At 69.8% G+C, this 21,883-nt stretch carries 24 protein-coding genes; 13 read left to right on the forward strand and 11 right to left on the reverse strand.

Translation table 11 applies throughout. The features are described from left to right. Nucleotides 1-7: 7 nt before the first annotated feature. Genes IF12_RS0120265 through IF12_RS0120280 form a run of 4 tightly spaced genes read right to left on the reverse strand, consistent with a single transcriptional unit; the run spans nucleotide 8 to nucleotide 3,594 of the window. Nucleotides 8-637 carry an LUD domain-containing protein gene (locus tag IF12_RS0120265; protein ID WP_030161715.1) on the reverse strand — a complete coding sequence of 210 codons (630 nt, stop codon included), beginning with the start codon at nucleotides 635-637 and terminating at the stop codon, nucleotides 8-10. Continuing rightward, the gene (locus IF12_RS0120270) at nucleotides 634-2,100 is read right to left on the reverse strand and encodes a lactate utilization protein B (protein ID WP_081913786.1); all 1,467 of its coding nucleotides are present in this window, start codon (nucleotides 2,098-2,100) and stop codon (nucleotides 634-636) included. The genes IF12_RS0120265 and IF12_RS0120270 overlap by 4 nt, the downstream gene beginning before the upstream one ends. Then, entirely contained in the window at nucleotides 2,097-2,792 is a 696-nt protein-coding gene (locus IF12_RS0120275) for a (Fe-S)-binding protein (RefSeq protein ID WP_030161719.1), read from the reverse strand. Before IF12_RS0120275 ends, IF12_RS0120270 begins: the two co-directional genes overlap by 4 nt. A 58-nt stretch (nucleotides 2,793-2,850) precedes the next feature. After that, a complete protein-coding gene (locus tag IF12_RS0120280; RefSeq protein ID WP_030161721.1) occupies nucleotides 2,851-3,594 on the reverse strand; it encodes a GntR family transcriptional regulator in 744 nt (247 codons plus the stop codon). A 239-nt stretch (nucleotides 3,595-3,833) separates the two neighbouring features. Here IF12_RS0120280 and IF12_RS0120285 point away from each other — a divergent pair, with 239 nt between their 5' ends. The 7 genes from IF12_RS0120285 (at nucleotide 3,834) to IF12_RS0120315 (ending at nucleotide 10,121) form a co-directional block, all read left to right on the forward strand. After that, nucleotides 3,834-4,820, forward strand: a complete 987-nt coding sequence (locus tag IF12_RS0120285; RefSeq protein WP_030161723.1) for an aldo/keto reductase — start codon at nucleotides 3,834-3,836, stop codon at nucleotides 4,818-4,820. Next, nucleotides 4,817-5,668: an amidohydrolase gene (locus IF12_RS0120290; protein ID WP_030161725.1), complete on the forward strand. Its 852-nt coding sequence runs from the start codon at nucleotides 4,817-4,819 to the stop codon at nucleotides 5,666-5,668. The genes IF12_RS0120285 and IF12_RS0120290 overlap by 4 nt, the downstream gene beginning before the upstream one ends. Next, nucleotides 5,665-6,513: a fumarylacetoacetate hydrolase family protein gene (locus IF12_RS0120295; RefSeq protein ID WP_030161727.1), complete on the forward strand. Its 849-nt coding sequence runs from the start codon at nucleotides 5,665-5,667 to the stop codon at nucleotides 6,511-6,513. Before IF12_RS0120290 ends, IF12_RS0120295 begins: the two co-directional genes overlap by 4 nt. Further along, the gene (locus tag IF12_RS0120300; RefSeq protein ID WP_030161728.1) at nucleotides 6,510-7,802 is read left to right on the forward strand and encodes an enolase C-terminal domain-like protein; all 1,293 of its coding nucleotides are present in this window, start codon (nucleotides 6,510-6,512) and stop codon (nucleotides 7,800-7,802) included. The genes IF12_RS0120295 and IF12_RS0120300 overlap by 4 nt, the downstream gene beginning before the upstream one ends. After that, nucleotides 7,799-8,539, forward strand: coding sequence for an SDR family NAD(P)-dependent oxidoreductase (locus IF12_RS0120305; RefSeq protein ID WP_030161730.1), 741 nt, complete (start codon nucleotides 7,799-7,801; stop codon nucleotides 8,537-8,539). Before IF12_RS0120300 ends, IF12_RS0120305 begins: the two co-directional genes overlap by 4 nt. A gap of 132 nt (nucleotides 8,540-8,671) precedes the next feature. Continuing rightward, nucleotides 8,672-9,412, forward strand: a complete 741-nt coding sequence (locus tag IF12_RS0120310; RefSeq protein WP_030161732.1) for a hypothetical protein — start codon at nucleotides 8,672-8,674, stop codon at nucleotides 9,410-9,412. A gap of 166 nt (nucleotides 9,413-9,578) precedes the next feature. Beyond that, nucleotides 9,579-10,121 carry a hypothetical protein gene (locus IF12_RS0120315; RefSeq protein WP_030161734.1) on the forward strand — a complete coding sequence of 181 codons (543 nt, stop codon included), beginning with the start codon at nucleotides 9,579-9,581 and terminating at the stop codon, nucleotides 10,119-10,121. Between the two features lie 14 nt (nucleotides 10,122-10,135). Here IF12_RS0120315 and IF12_RS0120320 read toward each other — a convergent pair whose 3' ends face one another. From IF12_RS0120320 to IF12_RS0120335, 4 genes are all read right to left on the reverse strand, one after another. Beyond that, nucleotides 10,136-10,711 carry a GNAT family N-acetyltransferase gene (locus IF12_RS0120320; RefSeq protein WP_030161735.1) on the reverse strand — a complete coding sequence of 192 codons (576 nt, stop codon included), beginning with the start codon at nucleotides 10,709-10,711 and terminating at the stop codon, nucleotides 10,136-10,138. A gap of 100 nt (nucleotides 10,712-10,811) precedes the next feature. After that, nucleotides 10,812-11,618, reverse strand: coding sequence for a CPBP family intramembrane glutamic endopeptidase (locus IF12_RS24425; RefSeq protein WP_051704666.1), 807 nt, complete (start codon nucleotides 11,616-11,618; stop codon nucleotides 10,812-10,814). A gap of 61 nt (nucleotides 11,619-11,679) precedes the next feature. Beyond that, nucleotides 11,680-12,180: an HAD domain-containing protein gene (locus IF12_RS0120330; protein WP_197034819.1), complete on the reverse strand. Its 501-nt coding sequence runs from the start codon at nucleotides 12,178-12,180 to the stop codon at nucleotides 11,680-11,682. A gap of 208 nt (nucleotides 12,181-12,388) precedes the next feature. Then, entirely contained in the window at nucleotides 12,389-12,961 is a 573-nt protein-coding gene (locus IF12_RS0120335; protein ID WP_030161742.1) for a TetR/AcrR family transcriptional regulator, read from the reverse strand. Nucleotides 12,962-13,070: 109 nt separating this feature from the next. On the opposite strand from IF12_RS0120335, the gene IF12_RS0120340 reads away from it, so the two are divergent. Both IF12_RS0120340 and IF12_RS0120345 read left to right on the forward strand, forming a co-directional pair. Continuing rightward, nucleotides 13,071-13,988 (forward strand): oxidoreductase, encoded by a 918-nt coding sequence (locus IF12_RS0120340; protein WP_030161744.1) that lies wholly within the window; start codon nucleotides 13,071-13,073, stop codon nucleotides 13,986-13,988. Nucleotides 13,989-14,135: 147 nt separating this feature from the next. Next, nucleotides 14,136-16,607: a tetratricopeptide repeat protein gene (locus IF12_RS0120345; RefSeq protein WP_197034820.1), complete on the forward strand. Its 2,472-nt coding sequence runs from the start codon at nucleotides 14,136-14,138 to the stop codon at nucleotides 16,605-16,607. A 101-nt stretch (nucleotides 16,608-16,708) separates the two neighbouring features. Here the strand turns inward: IF12_RS0120345 and IF12_RS0120350 are convergent, their stop codons facing one another. The 3 genes from IF12_RS0120350 to IF12_RS0120360 form a co-directional block, all read right to left on the reverse strand. Beyond that, complete coding sequence (locus tag IF12_RS0120350; protein WP_030161749.1) at nucleotides 16,709-17,311, reverse strand: dihydrofolate reductase family protein; 603 nt, start codon at nucleotides 17,309-17,311, stop codon at nucleotides 16,709-16,711. Further along, nucleotides 17,308-18,156, reverse strand: a complete 849-nt coding sequence (locus IF12_RS0120355) for a metalloregulator ArsR/SmtB family transcription factor (RefSeq protein WP_030161751.1) — start codon at nucleotides 18,154-18,156, stop codon at nucleotides 17,308-17,310. Before IF12_RS0120355 ends, IF12_RS0120350 begins: the two co-directional genes overlap by 4 nt. A gap of 102 nt (nucleotides 18,157-18,258) precedes the next feature. Beyond that, nucleotides 18,259-19,173 (reverse strand): alpha/beta fold hydrolase, encoded by a 915-nt coding sequence (locus IF12_RS0120360; protein ID WP_081913790.1) that lies wholly within the window; start codon nucleotides 19,171-19,173, stop codon nucleotides 18,259-18,261. Between the two features lie 358 nt (nucleotides 19,174-19,531). Here IF12_RS0120360 and IF12_RS0120365 point away from each other — a divergent pair, with 358 nt between their 5' ends. From IF12_RS0120365 to IF12_RS0120380, 4 genes are all read left to right on the forward strand, one after another. Then, nucleotides 19,532-20,245 carry a hypothetical protein gene (locus IF12_RS0120365; protein ID WP_030161753.1) on the forward strand — a complete coding sequence of 238 codons (714 nt, stop codon included), beginning with the start codon at nucleotides 19,532-19,534 and terminating at the stop codon, nucleotides 20,243-20,245. 198 nt (nucleotides 20,246-20,443) lie between these two features. Next, nucleotides 20,444-20,821 (forward strand): YbaB/EbfC family nucleoid-associated protein, encoded by a 378-nt coding sequence (locus tag IF12_RS0120370; RefSeq protein ID WP_030161754.1) that lies wholly within the window; start codon nucleotides 20,444-20,446, stop codon nucleotides 20,819-20,821. After that, nucleotides 20,822-21,133: a type VII secretion target gene (locus IF12_RS0120375; protein WP_030161755.1), complete on the forward strand. Its 312-nt coding sequence runs from the start codon at nucleotides 20,822-20,824 to the stop codon at nucleotides 21,131-21,133. A 20-nt stretch (nucleotides 21,134-21,153) separates the two neighbouring features. Then, nucleotides 21,154-21,876, forward strand: coding sequence for a WXG100 family type VII secretion target (locus tag IF12_RS0120380; RefSeq protein ID WP_051704670.1), 723 nt, complete (start codon nucleotides 21,154-21,156; stop codon nucleotides 21,874-21,876). Nucleotides 21,877-21,883 lie beyond the last annotated feature (7 nt).

Consider the following 21,883-nt stretch of genomic DNA (forward strand, 5'->3'; position numbering starts at 1 on the left):
TTCGCGCTCAGTCCTCCAGCAGCACCACGTCGAGGCGGCGGGGGCCGTGCACGCCTTCGACTCTTTGCAGCTCGATGTCGCTCGTGGCCGAGGGGCCGGAGATCCAGGTTTGCGGGGCTCTCGGGTCGAGGCGCGGCAGCGCCTCGGCGAGGTGACCCACGATCTGCTCGCGCTTCAGCACCACCACGTGCCGGTCCGGGACCAGTGTGATCGCTCTTCTCCCCTGCGCCGCACCGGCGTCCAGCATGATCGTGCCCGAGACCGCCACCGCCGCCGCGCAGCCGGTCAGGACGGCGTCCATCCCGTCGAGATCCTCAGTGGACAAATACGCGTCGGTGGCGAAGGGGCCGTCGGGAATGAACTCGGCTCCGCCGATCCGCCACTCCCGCGGCAGGTCCGCCGGAACCACCACGCGCGCCTCGCCGTCCAGGGCCTCGGCGATGGCCTCGACGCCGTGGTGCACGTTCGCCTTGTAGTCGAGGAGGCGGTCGATGAGCATCGCCACCACGTCGGTCTGAGGATCGAGCGCGCGCCGGTACTCGCGCGGCGCCTCCGGCGCCTCGCCCGCGTCCGACAACGCCCGCCGCATCCGCGCCAAGATCTCCTCCCGCGCGCCGCCCTCGCCGCTCCCGCTCACCGCTGCCGCTCCTTCCACCAGGACCGGAAGTCCTCCTTCGGCGGCACCGGCAGGTCCCGGCTCACCGTCCACCTCGATCCCGGCCACGGCAGCCTGCGCACGAATCCCTTACGGCGCCAAGGCAGCGATCCAAGCCGGGCCGCGCGCAGCGCGGTCCGCCACAGGCGCGGGCGCGCCATGACCGCCTTCGCCGCGCCCATCGCGGCCTGCTCCCCCGCCGCGTGCGGACCCTGCTGTCGCAAGTGGACCAGCACTTCGGGGATGTCGATCTTCACCGGGCAGACCTCGTAGCAGGCCCCGCACAGGCTCGACGCGTACGGCAGGTCGTCGTGCCGGCCCGGCTCCAACTGCGGCGCGAGGATCGCCCCGATCGGCCCCGGATAGACGTGCCCGTACGCGTGCCCGCCGGTCCGCTCGTACACCGGGCACACGTTCAGGCAGGCCGAGCAGCGGATGCACGACAGCGCCTGGCGACCGACCTCGTCCTCGAGCACCCGCGTACGCCCGTTGTCGAGGAGGATGACGTGCACGTCCCTCGGGCCGTCGCCCTCGCGCGAACCGGTCCACACCGAGGTGTAGGGGTTCATCCGCTCGCCGGTCGAGGACCGCGGCAGCAACTGCATGAACACTTCGAGATCCTCGAAGCGCGGCAGCAGCTTCTCGATCCCGACGATGCTGATGAGCGTCTCGGGCATCGTCAGGCACATGCGCCCGTTGCCCTCGGACTCGACCACGACGAGCGAACCGGTCTCGGCGACCGCGAAGTTCGCGCCCGAGACGGCGACTTTCGCCGACAGGAACCGCCGCCGCAGATGCAGCCGCGCGGCCTCGGCCAGCGCCGCCGGGTCGTCGGTCAGCCCCGCGGGCGCGTCGCCCATCCGCTGGTCGAAGATGTCGCGGATCTCGGTGCGGTTGTAGTGGATCGCGGGCACGAGGATGTGACTGGGCCGGTCCTCGGCGAGCTGCACGATGAGTTCGGCCAGGTCGGTCTCGAAGGCCCTGAGGCCCTGGGCCTCGAAGTACTCGTTGAGCTCGATCTCCTGGGTCGCCATCGACTTGACCTTGACGACCTCCTCGGCCCCGGCCTCGCGCACGATCCGCACGGCGATGCGGTTCGCCTCGGCCCCGTCCCGCGCCCAGTGGACCGTGGCTCCGGCCGCGATCGCGTTGCGCTCGAACTCGATCGCGAGTTCGGGGAGGCGGTGCTGGACGTCGGCCTTGATCGCGGCCGCCGAGTCGCGCAGGTGCTCCCAGTCGTCGAGTTCCCCGGCGACCTTCGCGCGCTTGGCGCGGATCGTCCCAGTCGCGTGGGCGAGGTTCTTGCGCAGTTGCGGCATCCCGAGCGCGACCTTGGCGGCCTTGGGGAACGGTGCGTCGGCGGGGATGAGCGAGGCGGCCGGAACGACGGCGCTGGCCGGGGCGGCGCTGGTCGGTACGGCAGTGCCGCGCTTGCGGGCGCTCATGCGGCGCTCGCGAGGATCTCGGCGTAGTGGACGGGCCTCGGCCCTCCGGCGCGGGTGAGGCCGCCGCCGATGTGGGTGAGGCACGAGTTGTCGGCGGCCGCAAGGTATTCGGCGCCGGTGGCGGCGGCGTTGCGGCATTTGTCGGCGAGCATCGCGGAGGAGACCTCGCTGTTCTTCAGGGCGAAGGTGCCGCCGAAGCCGCAGCACTGGTCGGCGGCGGGCAGCTCGACCAGCTCGATGTCGCGCACCGCCCGCAGCAGCCGGACGGGCTTGTCCCCCAACCCGAGCGCGCGGGTCCCGTGGCAGGTCGGGTGGTAGGTGACGCGGTGCGGGAAGCGCGCGCCGACGTCCTCGACGCCGGCCACGTCCAGCAGGAACTCGGAGAGCTCGTGCACACGGGCGCCGAGCCCTGAGCCGGTGAGGTGCGGGTACTGGTCGCGGACCATCGCCGCGCAGGAGCCGGAGGGGGTGACGACCGCGTCGTAGCCGCCGAAGACCTCCTCGAAGGAGCGCGCGAGGGTCCGCGCGTCCTCCTGGTACCCGGAGTTGGCGTGCATCTGGCCGCAGCAGGTCTGTGCGGCGGGGAAGTCGACCTCGTAGCCGAGCCGTTCGAGGATCTGGACGACCGCTTTGGGCGTCTCGGGGTAGAGCGCGTCGTTGACGCACGTGATGAACAGGCCTACGCGCTTCACGCCCGGGTCACCTCTTCTCTCCAGTCGCCGGTCCGCACCGGTGCCGCCGGTCCCGGCGTCAGCGCGCCGCCTTGGCGCGCCTCGGTCTCGCCGCTTCGGCGGCCTGGGCCGCCGAAGCGCTCGCGGCCGCGAAGGCCTCGCGGTGCCGGACACGGGACCGTTCGAGGTGGAGGCGCATCGCCTCCTCGGCGGCAAGCGGTTTCACGGCAATGATAGCCGCTGCGATCGCCAGGTGCTCCGCCTCGGTCTCCCCGATCGCCTCGGGCCCGATGTAGGCGCGGTGGAGGTGCAGGTGCGCGTCCAGCCGGCGGATCGACTTCGCCAGCTGCGCGCTGCCGCTGAGGTCGGCGACGGTGTTGTGGAAGCGCCGGTCGGCCTCGGTGAACAGGAGCTTGTCGGCGGAGGGGTCGGGCGTGCGGGCGGCGCCGAGCAGGTCGGCGCGCTCGTCGCCGTTCCCGAGGGCCGGCTCCGGCGGGGCGTCGGGGCCGCGCTCGGCCGCGCGGCGGGCGGCGAGGGGTTCGAGCATCATCCGGATCTCGAAGAGGTCGGCGAACTCGGCGGCCGACAGCAGCGGCTCGACGGTGTACCCGCTGAGCGGGCGCCGGGCGAGCAGGCCCTCGGACTCCAGGCGCGCCAAGGCCTCCCGGATCGGGGTCTGCGAGAAGGCGAGCTGCTTCGCGAGGCCGTCGATGCTCAGTTTCGCGCCCGGGACGAGTTCGGAGCGCATGATCCGGGACTTCAGCTCGGTGTACGCCGAGTCCGCGAGCGTGCGCCTGCCCGCGCTCGTCGATGTCGCTGCCATGCGCAATATCCTATAGGATAGTGTCGCGATGGATCGGCTGCACGCCGAGCGCCTCGTGAATCGCCCCATATGTTCGCATTGGAGACCCTCGTGGCCGCAGACCGACGCCGCTCAAGGCGAGCATCCGCCTGTGCGTTCTCCGGGGCCGACGCGGCGGTGCGGCGCCCCCGGGCGTGCGCGCCGGGCCGCGGCCTCGAGCCTCAGGCCAAGCGCTCCGCGGTCGCCTTCGGCGGCGCGTCGTGACCGCCGCGTCCCCCCTCCCGCTCCGCGCCCTCGGCGGCACCGGCGTGTCCGTCACCGCGGTCGGCCTCGGCTGCGCGCCCCTCGCGGGCCTGTACGAGCCGGTCGACCCGGCCGTCGCCACCGCCACCGTCGACGCCGCCTGGGCCGGGGGCGTGCGCCACTTCGACACCGCGCCCCACTACGGCGCCGGGCGCTCCGAGGAGCGGCTCGGCGACGCGCTCGCCGACCGCGACCGGGCCGCGTTCGCCGTGTCCACCAAGATGGGCCGCGTCCTGGTCGACCACGAAGGCCCCTGGGACCTCTGGGCCGAGCCCAACGGCAAGGCCGCCGTCTTCGACTTCTCCTACCGGGCCGCGTTCGCCTCCCACCTCGAGAGCCTCGAACGGCTCGGCGTCGACCGGATCGACATCGGCCTCGTCCACGACGCCGACGACCACCGCGACGCCGCCCTCGCCGGCACCCACCGGGCCCTGACCGAGCTCAAGGCCGCCGGGAGCATCGGCGCGATCGGCATCGGCATGAACTCCACCGACGCCGCCGCCGACCTGCTCTCGCGCGCCGACTTCGACGTGGCCCTCATCGCCGGGCGCTACACGCTGCTCGACCAGTCGGCCCTCGACCGGCTCTACCCGCTGTGCCTCGAACGCGGCGTCTCGGTGATCGCCGCGGGGGTGTTCAACTCAGGCATCCTCGCCGACCCAAGCCCCGGCGCCCGCTTCAACTATGCTCAGGCCGACCGCGGGCTCCTCACACGCGCCCGGGCGATAGCGGCGATCTGCGACCGCCACGGCACGCCACTGCGCGCCGCCGCGCTCCAGTTCGCCGCCGCCCACCCCGCCGTCGCGTCGATCCTGGTCGGCGCCCGCAACCCGGATGAGGTCGACGACGCCCTCGCGATGTACGCCCACCCGATTCCCGGCACGCTGTGGCAAGAACTCAAGCGGGCCGGGCTCCTGGCCGAGGAGGCACCCGTACCCGCATGAGCAGCGAACTCGTCATAGACGCCCACCACCACGTCTGGACCGCCGACTACCCCTGGCTCGCTTCGAAACCGGAGTTCGCGCCGATCAAGCGCGACTACGGCGTGGCCGACCTGCGCGACAACCTCAGGGCCGCCGGGGTCGACCGCACCGTCCTGGTCGAGTCCGGCTGGAACCACCCCTCCGAGACCGTCGAGTTCCTGCACCTCGCGGGCGCCGTGGACGAGGTCGCCGGGGTCGTCGGCTACATCGACCTCCTCGACCCGCAGCTTCGCAACACCTTGGCGCGCTACACGAGCCACCCGCGCTCGCGCTACCTCGTGGGCCTGCGCGACCAGGTCCAGTTCCGGCCGGAGGCCGACTTCCTCGCCCGGCCCGACGTGATCGAGGCGCTCCGCGTCGCCTCGACCGTCGTCCCGACCTTCGACCTGGTGGTCCGCGTCGACCAGCTCCCGGCCGCCGCCCACGCCGCCGCGGCCGTCCCCGGCCTCGTCTTCGTGGTCGACCACCTCGGCAAGCCGCAGATCCGCGACGGGTCGGACGGCCTGCGCACCTGGTGGGAGGCCATCGCGCCGCTCGCCAAGCACCCCAACGTGACCGCGAAGCTCTCCGGCCTGGTCACCGAGGCCGACTGGCAGCGGTGGACCCCGGCCGACCTGCGCCCGTTCGTGCAGGCCGCCCTCGAACTGTTCGGCCCCGACCGCCTCATGTTCGGATCCGACTGGCCCGTATGCGAACTGGCCGCCACCTACTCGCGGGTCAAGGACGCCCTCACCGAGGTCCTCGGCCGCCCCGACCCCGACGTGTTCGGCGGCACCGCCGCCCGCACCTACCAGCTAGGAGAGCTATGAAGTACCTGCGCATCGGCCGGCCCGGCTACGAGACCCCCGTGGCGCTCCACGAGGGCAAGTACTACGACCTCTCCGGCCCGATCGGCGACATCGACGGGACCTTCTTCGCCGAGCACAGCCTGGGCCGCGGCGGCGGGATCGCCACAGTCGCAGGGTTTCCCGAGATCGACGTCGAGGGCGAGCGCGTCGCCCCGCCGATCGCCAGGCCCGGCGCCGTCGTGTGCATCGGCATGAACTACGCCGCGCACTGCGCCGAGTCCGGCGCGGAGCCGCCGGCCGAGCCGGTGGTGTTCTACAAGCACCCCAACACGATCGTGGGACCGAACGACGACGTGGAGATCCCCCGCGGCTCGACCCGCACCGACTGGGAGGTCGAGCTCGGCGTGGTCTTCGCCAAGCGCGCGTCCTATCTGGAGTCCGAGGAGGCGGCGCTGGAGTGCATCGCCGGCTTCGTGGTCGCCAACGACGTCTCAGAGCGGGAGTTCCAGATCGAGCGCTCCGGCGGCCAGTTCTCGAAGGGCAAGGCCTGCCCGACGTTCACGCCGCTCGGCCCCTGGCTGGTCACCCCCGACGAGATCGAGGACGTCCAGAACCTCCGCATGTGGTCCAAAGTGAACGGTGAGGCCCGCCAGGACTCCAGCTCCGGCGACATGATCTTCTCGGTCGCCCGCATCATCCACCACATGTCCCAGTTCATGGCGTTCGACCCGGGCGACCTGCTGCTCACCGGCACCCCCGAGGGCGTCGCGCTCTCGGGCCGCTTCCCCTACCTCAAGGCAGGGGACGTGGTCGAGGTCGGCATCGAGGGGCTCGGCAGCACCGCGAACCCGACGGTGCAGGCGTGAGGATCGCCTCGGTGGACGTCCTCGACGTCCGCTTCCCCACCTCGCAGAGCCTCGACGGCTCCGACGCGATGAACCCCGACCCCGACTACTCGGCCGCCTACGTCGTGCTCCGCGCCGAAGGCGGCCACGAGGGCCACGGGTTCACCTTCACCATCGGCCGCGGCAACGACATCTGCTGCGCCGCCATCGAAGCCCTCGGGTCCCATGTGGTCGGCAGGTCCATCGCGGGCCCGAGCGATCTCGCCGAGCTGTACCGGGCCTTGACGCACGACTCCCAGATCCGCTGGCTCGGCCCGGAGAAGGGCGTCATGCACCTGGCAGCCGCGGCACTGGTCAACGCCGCCTGGGACCTCGTCGCCCGCCTCGCCGATCTGCCGCTGTGGAAGTACCTCTCGGGCCTCACCCCGGAGGAGATCGTCGAATGCGTGGACTGGCGTTATCTCTCCGACGCGCTCACTCCCGAAGAGGCCCTTGCGATCCTGCGCGCGGCCGAACCGGGCAGGGCCGAGCGGGTCGCCGAGGTCGAGCGCGCCGGATACCCGGCGTACACGACCTCGCCGGGCTGGCTGGGCTACGACGACGCGAAGGTCGTGCGCCTCGCGCGCGAGGCCGTCGCCGAGGGCTACACCCAGATCAAACTCAAGGTCGGGGCCGACCTGGAGGACGACCGCCGCCGCTTCGCCGCCGCCCGCGCGGCAGTCGGGCCGGACGTGCGCATCGCGGTGGACGCCAACCAGCGCTGGGACGTGGACGAGGCCGAGCGGTGGATGACCGCGCTCGCCGAGTTCGATCCGTGGTGGATCGAGGAGCCGACGAGCCCGGACGACATCCTCGGCCACGCCGAGATCCGCAAGCGCCTGTCCCCCATCAAGGTCGCCACGGGCGAGCACGTGCACAACCGCGTCATGTTCAAGCAGTTGCTCCAGGCCGGAGCGATCGACTTCCTCCAGATCGACGCCGCCCGCGTCGCCGGGGTGAACGAGAACCTCGCGATCCTGCTGCTGGCCAAGAAGTTCGACGTGCCGGTCTGCCCGCACGCGGGCGGGGTGGGCCTGTGCGAACTCGTCCGGCATCTGTCCATGTTCGACTACACCTCCGTGAGCACCTCGATGGAGGACCGGGTGATCGAGTACGTCGACCACCTCCACGAGCACTTCCTCGACCCCGCGATCGTCAAGGGCGGCAGGTACCTCGCGCCCGCCGAGCCGGGCTTCTCGGCCGAGATGAAGCGCGAGAGCCTGGAGCGTTACACCCATCCGGACGGTCCTGAATGGAGGAATGACTCATGAGCGGTGCTTTCGAAGGCCTCACGGTGGTGATCTCGGGCGGCGCCTCGGGGATCGGCGCGGCGGCGGCGGACGCCTTCGCCGCGCGCGGCGCGAACGTGGCCGTCCTCGACCTCAACGCCAACGCGCAGCACTGGTCCCACGAGTGCGACGTGTCCGACGACCACCGCGTGCGCAGCGCGGTCGCGGCCGTCGCCGAGCACTTCGGCCGCATCGACGTGCTGGTGAACAACGCCGGGATCGGCGCGATCGGCTCGGTCGAGGAGAACTCCGACAAGCAGTGGTTCCGCGTCCTGGACGTGAACCTGCTCGGCATGGTGCGCCTGGCGCGCGCCTGCCTGCCGCACCTGCGCGAATCGGACCACGCCGCGATCGTGAACACCTCCTCGATCGCCGCCACGGCCGGACTCGTCAAGCGCGCCCTGTACTCCGCCTCGAAGGGCGCGGTGCACTCGCTGACCATGGCGATGGCCGCCGACCATGTGGCCGAGGGCATCCGCGTCAACTGCGTGGCCCCCGGCACGGCCGACACCCCGTGGGTGCAGCGGCTGCTCGACCAGGCAGAGGACCCGGTGGATGAGCGCGCCCGCCTTGAGGCCCGCCAGCCGACCGGACGCCTGGTGAGCGCCGAGGAGGTCGCGGCCGCGATCGTCTACCTGGCGGACCCGGGCAACAAGGCCCTCACCGGAACGAGCCTGGCAGTGGACGGCGGCATGTCCGGCCTGCGCCTGGTCAAATAGCGCATGTTCAGATAGGGCGCGGCCGAAAAGGGCGCGTATCGGAAAATTCAGTACAACTTTCACGAGTCTGCATAGGATCCGCACTGGGCGAAGGCCCGCCGATGCCGCCGACCGTGAAAGGGTCCACCACTCATGCACTTCGACCGCAACCTGAGCCGCAGATCCGCCATCACCGCCGCGACGGCCGCGGTCGGTTCGGCGTTCCTCGTCGCGCCCGCCGTCGCGCACACCGCGCCGGACCAGCTTCCGCTCGATCCCGAACTCCCGGTGGACCCCGGGCTCGCGACCGACGCCTGCCGGCTCCTCTCGCTCGAACTCGCATTCCGCGGTCTGGCGCTGGTCGCCTCGGACGGCACCGACATCCCCGTCCACGACCTCTACGCGAGCGCCGCGGTGCTCATCGAGACCGACCTCGAACTTCCAAGAGGCGGGCACAGCGTCGAGTCCTCCGAGCTCGGGGCGTTCAACCTTCTCGGTTTTTCCCCCAGGGGTTTTCGCTTCGCTTCGGACCCGTTGGCCCCGAGCGACGCGGCCGCGCAGGAGCAGGGCGCGGTGCGAAGGAGCCGGCCCGGCAAACTCAATTTGGACGACGGGGAGCACCGGGCGACCGAGCAGGCGAGGCCGCGTCCTCGACCGAGGTCCTACCATGCCGAGTTCGCCTACGCCGCGGACGAGGCGCGGACGGAGTCGGGCATCGTCACGCTCACGTCGGCCGAGGCGGTCCAGATCGACCTCGAAGCGATCGTGGAGGTCGCGCTCACGGCGGGCATCGACGCCGAGATCGAGTTCGCCCAGTTCATCGGGGACCTCGCACTGGTGGCCGACTCCGGGGAGACCTACACGCTCGCCTCGGGCAGTGCGAATCCCGGGTGACCGGCGTTCGACACAGGGCGGGCCTCGTTCGAGGCCCGCCCTTTCCGTTCCCGAACAGGGAACCGGGCGGGGCGCTTCTACGATGGGTCGGCAAGGGCCGCCGCTCGGGTGAATCCGGTGCCACGACCGGACGGAGCGGACCGCGGCCTTCGCAGGGGAGGCGATCATGGTCGGGGACGAGCGCGCACGCGTGCGGCGGGAGCTGCGCGCACTCGAAGAGCGGGTCCTCGAACTCGAGACGCTGGCGGTGCGGGCGCTGGTGCTGCTCACGTCGACGCTGCTGATCGTGGGAAGTCTGGTGCCGATGTACGCGGGCTCCGAAGAGGATCGCGTCCCGGCGCTTCGACTGGGCACCGCCGGTTTCGCGATCCTCGGCTCGCTCGACGAGGCCGGGGACGCACGGGGTTTCGCCGTGACGATGGAGATCGTGTTCTTGATCCTGTTGGCGGGCATCGTGGTCGCCGTCGGCGTCGGCTACCAGCAGTGGTTCCTGATCGGAAGCCGCGCCGTGGTGCGGGTCGCGAAGACCACGACGGTGGTCCTGTGGTCGGGCGTGGCGGTGGTGCTCCTCTTCACCACCGAGGCCGCGGGCGACCAGAAGCTGGGCGAACTCGGCCCGGGACTGTGGCTGTACCTCCCGGGCACGGTCCTGTTCACGTTGGCGACGTACCGCACTGGGCTGCAACGCCTCTGGAACCGCGACGACTGACCGACCGGTCTGATTCAGCAAGCGTGGGGATTCGAGGTGCCGCCGGCGTGCCGCCATTGGTCACGGGTGATCTCGTACCAGACCTCGCCGTGCTCGGTGCCCGGCAGCGGGTCGTCGAAGTGCTCGTGGAACGTGCGCACGTAGTGCAAGCCGCATTTATCCAGCACCCGGCGGGAGGCGGCGTTGACGGCCATGGTCTCGGCGGTGACCCGCTCGGCGGCCAGGTGCGTGAACGCGTGGTCGACCAGGGCCCGCCCGCCCTCGGTGGCCAGGCCGCGGCCCCAGTGCGCGGGGCGCAGCCGGTAGCCCAGGGACGGCGCGGCCGGCCCGTCTGCGAGGACGATCAGGCCGAACCAGCCGAGGAAGACCCCGTCGTGGTCTTCGGCGATGAACCGGCCGTGGCCGGGGTGCCGCTCGCGCGCGGCCAACAATGCGTCGATCTCGGCGGCCACCGCCGCCCGGGAGGGCGGGGCCCGGTCGATGTGCCGCATCACGCCCGGATCGTCGTTCAGCGCCGTCAGCAGATCAACGTCGGCCGATCGTATGCGGCGCAGCAGCATACGGGAGGTGGCGAGGCCGGTCGGGCTCATCAGGCCACAGTAGGTCACGACCGGCCGCGACGCCATCGCGTTGGCGGCCGGGCACTGGGCAGCGCGTTCCCGGTCATACCGACCGCGATTTCCGTGGCCGCTACCGAGCTTCCGCGGACTCGCGCTCCCGCTTGCGACGCCGGGCGGCTTGGGCTCGGGCGAACATCAGCATGAACAGCGCGGTCGTCACCGTGGCGGCGATGGCGGTGAAGTACACCTGCGGCGACTCGTTGACGCGTTCGCCGGCGACACTGTGCATCGCGACGTTGATGAGCCAGTGCCCGATCGAGGCGGTCAGCACGCGCTGCCAGAACGAGCCGTTGCCCATGTAACCCAGGAGGATCGCGAACGCGATGGTCGCGATGAAGAACGCGGCCACCACCGCGAATCCGGCGGTGAAGACCTGGACGTGCCACGAGGCCCAGAAGACGCCGGTGACGCTCGCGGCTGCGAGGCGGCCCGTCCTGGTCTCGAGCAGCGGCTGCATGAGGCCGCGCCAGCCGATCTCCTCACCGGTCGCGCCGATCAGTTGAAGCGCCAGGTACACGACGAAAGGCGCACCGGCGACGGCCGAGATGCCGGCGATGTCCTGGCCGGTGGCGATCGCGAGGGTGAGGATGACGGCCGCGAACACGACGACCGCCGCGACCATCAGCACGGTGTGCGCCGTCAACTGCTTCCGGGAGACCGACTGGGGCAGCAGGGCTTTGAGGCGCTTGCGGAAGATCAGCCACGTCACCAGGGCGCCGAGGGCCGGGCCGAACTGCGCGAGGACCAGCAGTTCGGCGTCGATCCCGACCGCCGATTGCAGCCTTCCGATCACCCCCGAGAAGAGGAAGGCGAGAAGGACGAAGACGCCGAGTGCGGCCCAGGGCCCTTCGGTCCGGCGGGAAGACGCGGTGGACATGGTTTCCATTCGAGTGTGAGTTCAGAGGCCTCACGACCCTACTCCCGTCAGGCCACGCGGCTCAGGTCCCCGAAAGCCACGCTTCGAGGGCTTCGAAGTCGGCGGCGGTGAGGCCCTGAGCGGCGTCGACCCGGTGGAGGAGGGCGCGGCCGGGATGGTTCGCGGCCACCCATTCCCGGTCGGCGGCGGTGATCTCGTCGTCGACCCAGACGAACGAACGCCCCGCCGCCCAAGCCACAAGGGTTCGGGCCTTCCAATGCAGGCCGAACCACCGGTCTTCGAGTTCGCTCTCGACCGAGGGCTCCGGCCAGTGCACCACCGGCAACGGCGGCAGGCCGATCCGAGGAGCCGCCTCAGTGTTGGCCGCGTCCTCCCAGGTCGTGGCCCAGACCAGTTCGCACGGCAGCGCCGCGAGCCGACGGCCGGTCCGCGGGTCGAGTCGCGCCAGGTAGGAGTCGGAGGCGGCATCGGCCTGCGCCGTTCGGCCGAACGGGATCAGGGTGCCGTCGATGTCGAGGAACAGCAGCGGCCGCATCACCGCTCCCGCTCGATACGCGGCCATCGACGATCGGAGTCCTGAGCGAGGCAAGGACGGGTCGCGTACGAGGTCCTGGCCGAGGGTCCGTGAATCCATTCCGGCGGAAGCCCTCCGCGGAGAACGGTGCCTCGATGTCGGGCGCGAAGCGCCCCCGGCCGCCTACGCGGCATTGGCCTTTCGCAGGAGGGCCATGCGAGGCATTGTGCCAGCCGAAACCTTTGCGCGCCAGGGCTCACGCCTCGCGCAACGCACCGCTTCGGAATCCGTCGATCACGAGTGTGAACCAGCGTTCGCGCACGGCCACCGGCTCGTCGAGCGGCACGGTGGCGAAGAAGATGAAGCAGTCCTCCACCGCGAGGTCCGGGCGCAGGCCGCCTTCGGCCTTCCCCGCCTCGATGAGCCGTTCCATGGCGACCTGGCCGCGGCGCAGATGCTCGGTCTCGTCCACCGAAGCGCCCAGTTCCCGCGCGGCGGCCTTCACGGCCTTGTTGCTCGCCGCGGACTCCATGATCATGTGCCAGAAGGTGATGAACTCGGCGACCGCGCTCGTGCCGCCCCCGATCCGGTCGGCGGCGGCCTCGGCCTCGGCCGCCATCTCCTCCAGGTGCGAATCGACGATCGCGCGGACCAGATCGGCCTTGGTGGGGAAATGCCGGTAGAGGGTGCCGACCGCGACCCCGGCGTCCTCGGCGATGGACTCCATCGGGACCTCGGGCCCGAACGCGATGATCTGCCGGTTCGCGGCCTCCAGGATCTTGGCGCGGTTGCGTGCGGCGTCAGCGCGCAGCGGTCGCTCGTTCGGCATGTGTTCACCCTCCCCTGGCATCATATTCGGCCCGCCCTAGCCAGAACATGAACTAAGATTCATAATTAAGATGAAGATGGATTCATTTTAATCTCGGCGAGGAGCGGCCATGAGCACTCGATGGACCACCGACGATATCCCCGACCAGGCCGGACGCACCGTCCTGGTCACCGGCGCCAACAGCGGCCTCGGGCTGGAAACCGCCCGCGCGCTGGCCCGGCGCGGCGCGCACATCATCCTCGCGGTGCGCAGCGAGCCGAAGGGCCGTGCGGCCGCGAGGGCGATCAACGAGACCGTTCCGGGTGCGGACCTGGAAGTCCGGCGGCTCGACCTGTCCGACCTCGACTCGGTGCGGGACTTCGCGGACGGCTTCGGCGGCCCCCTGGACGCCCTGGTCAACAACGCCGGGATCATGACCCCTCCGCGCGCGCTGACCAAGCAGGGCCACGAGTCGCAGTTCGCCACGAACCACCTCGGGCATTTCGCGCTGACGGGCCTGCTGCTCGACCGCATCGGGGAAGGACGCGACCCGAGGGTCGTCACCGTGTCGTCCCTGGCGCATCACCACGGGAGCATCCACTTCGACGACCTCACGGGCGAGCGCCGCTACGGCCCGCTGAAGTACTACGCGCAGTCGAAGCTGGCGAACCTCCTGTTCGGGATCGAGCTCGACCGACGGCTGCGGGCAGCGGGCAGTCCGATCCGAAGCCTCATCGCGCACCCGGGCCTGGCGGCGACGGAGCTGGCGCAGAGCATGAACGCGCCGGCCAGACTGATCACTCGCCTGGTGGTCCCGCTGACGAGCCAACCGGCGGCGGCAGGCGCCCTGCCACAGCTGTACGCGGCGACCGACCCGCGAGCGGAGGGCGGCCAGTACATCGGCCCGGACGGAAGGGGTGAAAGGAAAGGCGCACCGGTGGTTGTGCAGCCCAAGCAGGAAGCAAAGGACCCGGAGCTGGCGAAGCGACTGTGGGACGTGTCGGAGGAGTTGACGGGCGTTCGATTCCCGCTCACTGCGGCGAGGTGACCCCAGGACCGAAGCCAAGCTGAGGCATCGGCGGCTAGACCTGCATCGTTTGCGGGCGGTCCACGACAATGCCGAAACGGGGGACGGCGATGAGGGCCTCGGACCGATATGGTGGGTTGCAGGCCCGTTCAGCGAGAAGGACTCCCCTTGACCGAACCGCAGCCCGAACCTGAAGCACCGCCCGCGCCCGAGAACCTAGCTGCGAACGGCAACGCCAGTTTCGTGAACAACTTCGCAGATCCGGTCAAGACCGTCATCCAAGCCGACAACTCCGAGGTACATCTACACCAAGCCGAAGCGGAACCGACACGGTTGCACGACTTCAGGAGTGGGCCGCTCTCGGTCGGCCATGTTCCCAGTCTCGCCGCGGAGCGCCAAACGCGCGAGAGCGACGAGATCCTGGCCAGGACACTCGAAGCCGGGGAGACTGCGGTGCTCTGCCAGGTCATGGTCGGTATGGGTGGCGTCGGCAAGACCCAGACGGCGGCAGCATACGCACAACAGAACTTGCACGACGGCAACATCGACCTGCTGGTCTGGGTCTCGGCATCTGACAGGGCATCCATCATCTCGGCCTTCACCTCCGCTGCAAGGCAGACCTGCGGCGCTGATCCGCACGATGCGGTCGCATCAGCCGAGGCATTCCTGTCTTGGCTCAATCGCCCAAGCGGCCCACGCTGGCTCGTGGTGCTCGACGACCTCACCGACCCGGACCATTTGATCGGTCTCTGGCCGCCGGCCGCTCCTCACGGACGCACGATCGTCACCACCCGTCGCCGTGACTCCGCACTTGACGGTGAGGGTCGCCAGCGCATCGACTTGGGGAAGTTCACCGAAGACCAAGCCCGCAGCTACCTCCGCCAGCGCCTAGGCGCTCACAGCCCCGCCTTCCAAGGCGCAGACCGGCTCGCGAATGCGTTGGAACACCTGCCCTTGGCACTTGCCCAGGCGGCAGCGTACATCCGTGACCAACCCGGCTCGACGTGCGAGTCCTACTCCGCGATGGTTGAGGGTAATACCGTCAAACTGCGAGAGCTGCAACCTGAACGGCTGCCAGACGGTTACCCGTTCGGAGTCGCAGCATGTTGGTCGATTTCAATCGCGCTGGCCGATGGGGAAGAGCCGGTGGGTGTCGCCGGTTCGATCATGGCAACAGCGAGCCTGCTTGATGCGGCAGGCATCCCGGTAGGTGTGTTCACCAGCGAAGCGCTGCGAACACTGCTCTCCGCAGCGCACCAAGAAGCGCTGTCGGCGGAACCAAAGCAACGATCGCTGGATGGTGACGAACTTGCGCCTGCCGACAAGCAGACTCGTGCGCCGATTGAGTCGGCCGCTGTGGAAAAGGTCTTGTCCAGGCTGTTTCGCTTGAACTTGATCGACTTCGATGGGTCAACCGTGCGAGTCCACGGTCTCGTCCAACGCGCAGTTCGCGAGCGACTGACGCCAGTCGAATCGAAGGTGCACGCGGTATCGGCAGCGGATGCGCTCAAGGAAATTTGGCCTCCGGTGGCGAGTAGCCCGATATACGAGGCAAGTCTGAGGGCCAACACGACAAGTCTGCGCGAACGTGCCTCTCTATTTGAAACCAGGGCGCACCCTGTGCTGTTCGAAGCGGGACGAAGCCTTGGAGAAGAGGGCCAGGTTGCCAAAGCTGGCGAGTACTTTCAGAAGCTATACGCTGATTGCCAAACGGCTTTCGGCCCGGACCACCCCCACACCCTGTCGGCCAATCACAACATTGCAATCTGGCGCCGAAATGCCGGGAACGCAGCCGGTGCCCTCACTGCGCTCGAAGCCCTTCTCCCCGACTTCATTCGCATCCTCGGCCCCGATCATGACGAGACTCTCATCACTCGCAGTAACATCGCCTCCTTGCGCGCGGAAACGGGTCATCTGATCGCGGCCTTCGCCGAATTCGAAGCTCTTCTCACCGATCAGATCCGTGTTTTTGGCCCCGACCACTCCAACACACTTGCCACCCGCAACAACATCGCAGCCTGGCACGGGGAGGCCGGGGACGCAGCCGGTGCCCTCACTGCGCTCGAAGCCCTTCTCCCCGACTTCATTCGTGATCTTGGCCCCGACCACCCCGATACGCTCACCATCCGCAACAACATCGCATACTGGCGCGGGGAGGCCGGGGACGCAGCCGGTGCCCTCACTGCGCTCGAAGCCCTTCTCCCCGACTTCATTCGTGTTCTTGGCCCCGACCACCCCCACACCCTCGCCACCCGAGGCAACATCGCTCACTGGCGCGCGGAAACCGACGACGCGGCCGGGGCCCTCACCGCCCTTGAAGCCCTCCTCACCGATCGCACCCGAGTCCTCGGGCCCGACCACCCCGACACTCTCACCACCCGCCGACACGACTGGCGCCCTCACCGCCTTCGAAGCCCTCCTCACCGACTGCACCCGTGTCTTCGGGCCCGACCACCCCGACACACTCTCACCACCCGCCACAACATCGCATACTGGCGCGGGGAAACCGGCGACACGACTGGCGCCCTCACCGCCTTCGAAGCCCTCCTCACCGATCGCACCCGTGTCCTCGGGCCCGACCACCCCGACACCCTCACCACGAGGCGGCGGCGGGACTTCCTTCGCGAGACAAGCGAGTAGCGGCGTCTAGTTTGCTTCTGGTGCCGAATACCCTGCGGAAGGCCGCACCTACTCTGGCTCGGGCCTGCTCGGGCCACTGTCGCAGAGGCCTGGCCCCGGGTTCAGCGGACTCGGTCGTAGAACATGGCCAGTTCTCCTTTCTCCCCTGCGGCTTGGCTCGTGAGGGTCCATTGGCCTGCCGGTAGGCCGTCTTCGAAGAGGCGGGGGCCGCCTCCCAGCGTCACCGGGAAGATCATCATTCCCAGGCGGTCGACCAAGTCCTCCGCCAAAAGCGCCTTGATGATGCTTGCGCTGCTCGGGACCAGGATGTCTCCTCCATCTGCGGCTTTCAGCTCGACCGCCACCTCAGCGGTCGGCCTGTCGAAGACCGTCGTTCGTTCCCACGGCGCTGCCGCAAGCGTGGAGGAGAGCACCACCTTCTCCGTGTCCACCAGCCACTTCGCGAATCCCTCGTCCCTGGGATCGACGCCTTCGGCGCCGATCACGGTCGGCCAGAAGCCGAGGAAGCCCTCCGCGTTGGTCCGGCCGAGCAGTGCCGTCGTCGCGTTCTCCCACAGGCTCGTCATGTGGTCCCGTGCGACATCCGTTACGGCGTACGGCTGCACCCAGCTCATGTCCACGGGGTTCTCGGGATCGGCGTAGCGGCCGTCGATGGAGAGGTTCATGTTGGCGATGACCCTGCGGCCACCGTTCAGCGTGTTCATTTCGAACTCCTTGTTCGCGTTCGGGTTTTCGCCTCGCCTGCTTCTGCTCCGAGGATCGTTGCGAGCTTGTCGAGGCTCTGGCCGAAGCCGATCTCGATGCCCGCGATGAAGTCCGCGGAATCGACCGTGCTGTCGGTGATCCGGTAGCGGACGTCCAGACCGGTGCCCTCGCCGGTGGACCGGACCGTGTACTCGACATTCGAGGTGAAGGCGATGCCGCCGTCCGGTAGCAGCGGCGAGAGCCGGTAGGTCAAGCGCTCGAAGGGGACCACTTCGTCGACCGTGCCTTCGGCCCGGCCGACCACCACACCGGACCCGTCGGTGTCCTCGACGTCGCGGTACTCCTGCACGATCCGGCCGCCCGGCTCCGGCTCGAACTCCATATCGCCGACCCGGAGGTCGTCGGGCGTCCACCATTCGGCGAGCAGCGCCGTCTCCGTCAGGTGCCGCCAGACCTGTTCCGGCTCGGCCGCCAGTTCGCGGGTGAAGGTGAAGGTGCGGCCATCGGCCCAGTGCGTCTCCGTGGCGGCGAACCGCTCCGCGTCGAGGCTGAGTCCGTACCGGTCGAAAGTCGAGTCCGGGCCGGTCGCCGCGTCGGCGAAGCGGCCCAGTTCGGCCGCCAGCGCCCGCAGCGGTTCGGAACGCAGCGCGTAGACGCGGCGCTGGCCGCTGCGTTGGGAGGTGACGATCCCGGCGCGTTCGAGCGCCTGGAGGTGCTTGGTCGTCTGCGGTTGGCGCGCCTCGGCGAGCCGCGCCAAGACGCCGACCGAGCGGGGTCGCTCGGCCAGCAGTGCCACGAGCCGCCAGCGGGTCGGGTCCGCCAGCGCGGTCAGAATCGCGTCCATGCGATCAAGTATTCCTCGGAGAGAATATTCTCGTCAAGGAATATGTTCGGCTATTTTCGCGGTGTCCGGTGGGTCCGTTCGAGTTGGTCGGGGCCGTTGCGGTTACAGAAGATCGCCGCAGAAGGACTTGATCGCCCGGTTGACCGTCTCGGGGCGCTCCCAGGGCATGAAGTGCCCCGCGCCCTTGACCCAGAACGGCCCGACCGCCTCGGGGAAGGCGAGCGCGCACTTCTCCTCGATGTGGTCGCCGACCGTGACCTGGTCCTCGCCGATGAGGACGAGCGTGCGGTGCGGGACGGGCCGGTCGATCATCTCCGGGGCCGAGAGTTCCCTGGTGCCCATGACCACCTCGTAGTCGGCGAAGGAGGCGCGCAGCCGGGCGGCGTCGCCGTACGGCTCGGTCAGGTAGGCGAGGTCGGTCTCGTCGAAGGCGTCCGGCGGGCACCACATGCGGTGGCCGTAGAACTCGGCGACATAGCGGCGCCGGCGCTCGGGTGTGTCCAGTTCGGCCACAAGCTCGTCGGCGTGGCGGCCTTGGCGGCGCTGGTAGTCGTAGACGGCGGGCTTGGGCCTGCCCGGCGGGATGCCGGCGGCGGTGAAATCCTCGCCCAGGTCGGGCATCGAGTCGTCCAGGATCACCAGGCGGTCGACGCGGTCGCCGTGGCGGTTGGCCATGTCGATGGCGATCATGGCGCCGAGGTCGTGGGCGGCGACGACCGCGCGTTCCCAACCGAGGACGTCGAACAGGCCGGTGAGGTCGGTGTTGAAGGCGTTGAAGTCGTAGAAGCCGTCGGGCGCGAAGTCGGAGTCGCCGTAGCCGCGCAGGTCGGGGGCGACGACGTCGAAGCCGGCCTCGGCGAGCGGCGCGAGGTTGCGCGACCAGATCCGGCTCGTGCACGGGAAGCCGTGGATCAGCAGCAGCGGGACGCCGCCTTCGCCGAGGCGGCGCACCGCGAGCCTGTGGGTGCCGTGGACGGTGATCATCGCGGGGTCGACGGCAGCGAAAGGAAGACTCATACGCACGTTCTACACGATCGAGCCGCCCGGCACCGCCGCGAATCGCGGGCGTGACCTCTGCGTCGGGTTCGTTTTCGACTGTTCTCGGTTCGATGTCCGGTGTGTCGGTGTTCGAGGTTCCGGTGTGCGGAGCCTCGGTGGGCATCCGATGCGCAGCGGACGTTGCGGGCTCGATGCCCGTGCGGTTCGCGTCCGGGCTCGGGCGATCCGAGGGAGCGCGTCGTGCTTCGTTGCGCCCCAGTGCCTTCGGGCACCGGCGGCCTCTGCAACCGCGCTGCGACCGAAACGGTTTTCGGTACCGATGTAGGTCCCGACCTGGGGAGGGAGTCGGAAATCGGGCGCGGATAGGCTGGGGTGCATGGATGCTGCGTCGTATTTGCGCCATTTCCGGCGCGAGCTTGATGCGTTCGCCGCCTGCCTCGCGGGCGGCGACCTGGACACGCCCATCGAGCACGGCGAGGACGCCGACGACCTGGCCGAGCTCGCGGCCCAGGTCGGTGCGTCCAACCTGTTCGCCGCCGCCGCGGTCTCCGACTGGGACGGCCGCAGCGAACCGCCCGACGGCACCCCGCCGGTGGTCCCCGAGGACCGCGGCGAGCTGATCCGGTGGGTCGACGGCACCGGCGAGGTGCTGCTCATGGCCCTCGACACGGACGCGACCTCGCCCGCCTGGGGCTACTACACGCCGCCGAACGTGGGCCACTGGCAGCGGGCGTGCGCGGTGTCGATGATGCTGCGCCGCTGGGACGCCGAGCGCGCCACCGGAACCGCCGCGCCGCTCGACCCGGAGCTGGCGGGCGCGGGGATCTCCGAGGTCTTCGAAGTGCTGGCGCCCAGGCAGATCGGGCGCGGCAAGGCCTGGCCGCCGGACGCGTGCATCCGGCTCGACGCGATCGACACCGGCGACTGGTGGGTGTTCGGGCCCGGCGACCCGGTCGCCCAGCTCGCCGGCATAGCCGAGGACCTGCTGCTGCTCTTGCGGGGCAGGCGGAGCGCGGACGACCCGGTGTTCACCTGGACCGGCGAGCGCGCCACCGCCCTGTCCGTCCTCAAAGGACCGTTGACCGACTGATCGCCTCGGCGGTCACCGCACAGTGATCACTCCGGGGCGCAAAGTCAGAAAATCCCGTCCCACCCGTATCCTCTGGTTCCCTTGCGTCCCATGCCTACCAGTTCAGGCTCCCACGACGTGCCCCGCTCGCCTATAGTCCGAAGATGAACCCGTCGACCATCCGGCAGTCCCCCTGCCGGCCTTCGGAACGGAGCATCGATGGACGACCCGCTCATGGACGTGGAGGGCGCCAGGGAGCGCCTCGAAGCGTGGAAGGCCAAGGCCGAGCAGCGAGCCGAGGAGACCCAGGCCGCGAGCCGCGGGCTCCAGGAACTGCGCGTCACCGCCTTCGACGACAACCGCATCATCGAGGCCACGATCGACCACGGCGGCAACCTCCTGCACGTCAAGGCCGACCCCCGCATCACCAGGCAGCCGCCCGAGTACACCGCCAATGCGATGGTCCAGGCCTACCGGAACGCCAAGGCGAAACTCGCCGAAGCCGCCGCCGAGGTCGTCCGCGACACCGTCGGCACCGACACGGCCACCGGCCGAGCCCTCCTCGCCGGATTCGCCGTCAAGGAGGAGGACCGGTAGATGAGCGACCGATCCGTCGACCCCGAGGAACTGCGCGACCACGCCAACCACCTTCGCGCCCTGCAAGACCGCTTCGCGGCCATCCGCGCGGCCAGCTCCCACATCGCGATGTCCGACGACGCGTACGGGCAGCTGTGCCAGATGCTCCCGCCGATCATGGAGTCGCGGCACCAGGACCAGGACGCGGGCATGGAGGCGCTGGCGGAGAACCTCGAACTCCTCGCCGAGGCCCTCGGCGACTGCGCCGCCGACTACGAGGCCGCCGACGCCGAGGCCTCCGACGAATTCGCCCAGCTCGAATCCGAACTCTGACACCCCTGGAGTGAGCCGCCTTGAACGACTTGATCGCCACCTCCGACCAGATCCAGCAGGGCCAGTCGGGCTACCGCGACGGCGGTACCGGCTTCGGTTTCTACGAGGACTACACCGGCATCCGCGACGCCGTCGCCGAAGGCAGCTGGATCGACGCCTCCATCGCCGGGCTCGGCGGCGCCATCAACATCGCCTCGACCGCCATCGACCCGTTCAGCAACCTGCTGGCGATGGGCATCGAGTGGGCGATGGAGCAGGTCCAGCCGTTGAAGGAGGCGCTCGACTGGCTCGCAGGCGACCCGGAGACCATCGAGACCGTGGCGATGACCTGGGACAACATCGCCGACGAGCTCTTCGCGATCGGCGAGGAGCTCCAAGGCGCCATCGACTCCGAGCTCGGCGACTGGAACGACGACGCGGCCGAGGCCTACCACGAGATGGCCGAGGTGAACGTCGACCTCCTGGGCGCCTTCGGCGGCACCGCGCTCGGCATGGGCGAGGCGGTGCGCGGCGCGGGCAACCTGGTGACGATGGTGCGCGAGTTCGTGCGCGGCTTCATCGCCGACTGCATCGCGAAGGTGGTCGTGTGGCTCGCCGAGGTGGTCTTCACCCTGGGCGTGGCCGCGCCGGTGGTCGCCGCCCAGATGGCCGCCGCGGTGGTCAAGTGGGTCGGCCGGATCTTCGGCTGGCTCATGGGCCTGGTCACCTCCCTCCAGTCCCTCCGCGCCCTCCTCGACGTCTAGGGGCCCG

It is taken from the genome of Glycomyces sp. NRRL B-16210 (genome assembly GCF_000719515.1).
Taxonomy (GTDB): domain Bacteria; phylum Actinomycetota; class Actinomycetes; order Mycobacteriales; family Micromonosporaceae; genus Glycomyces.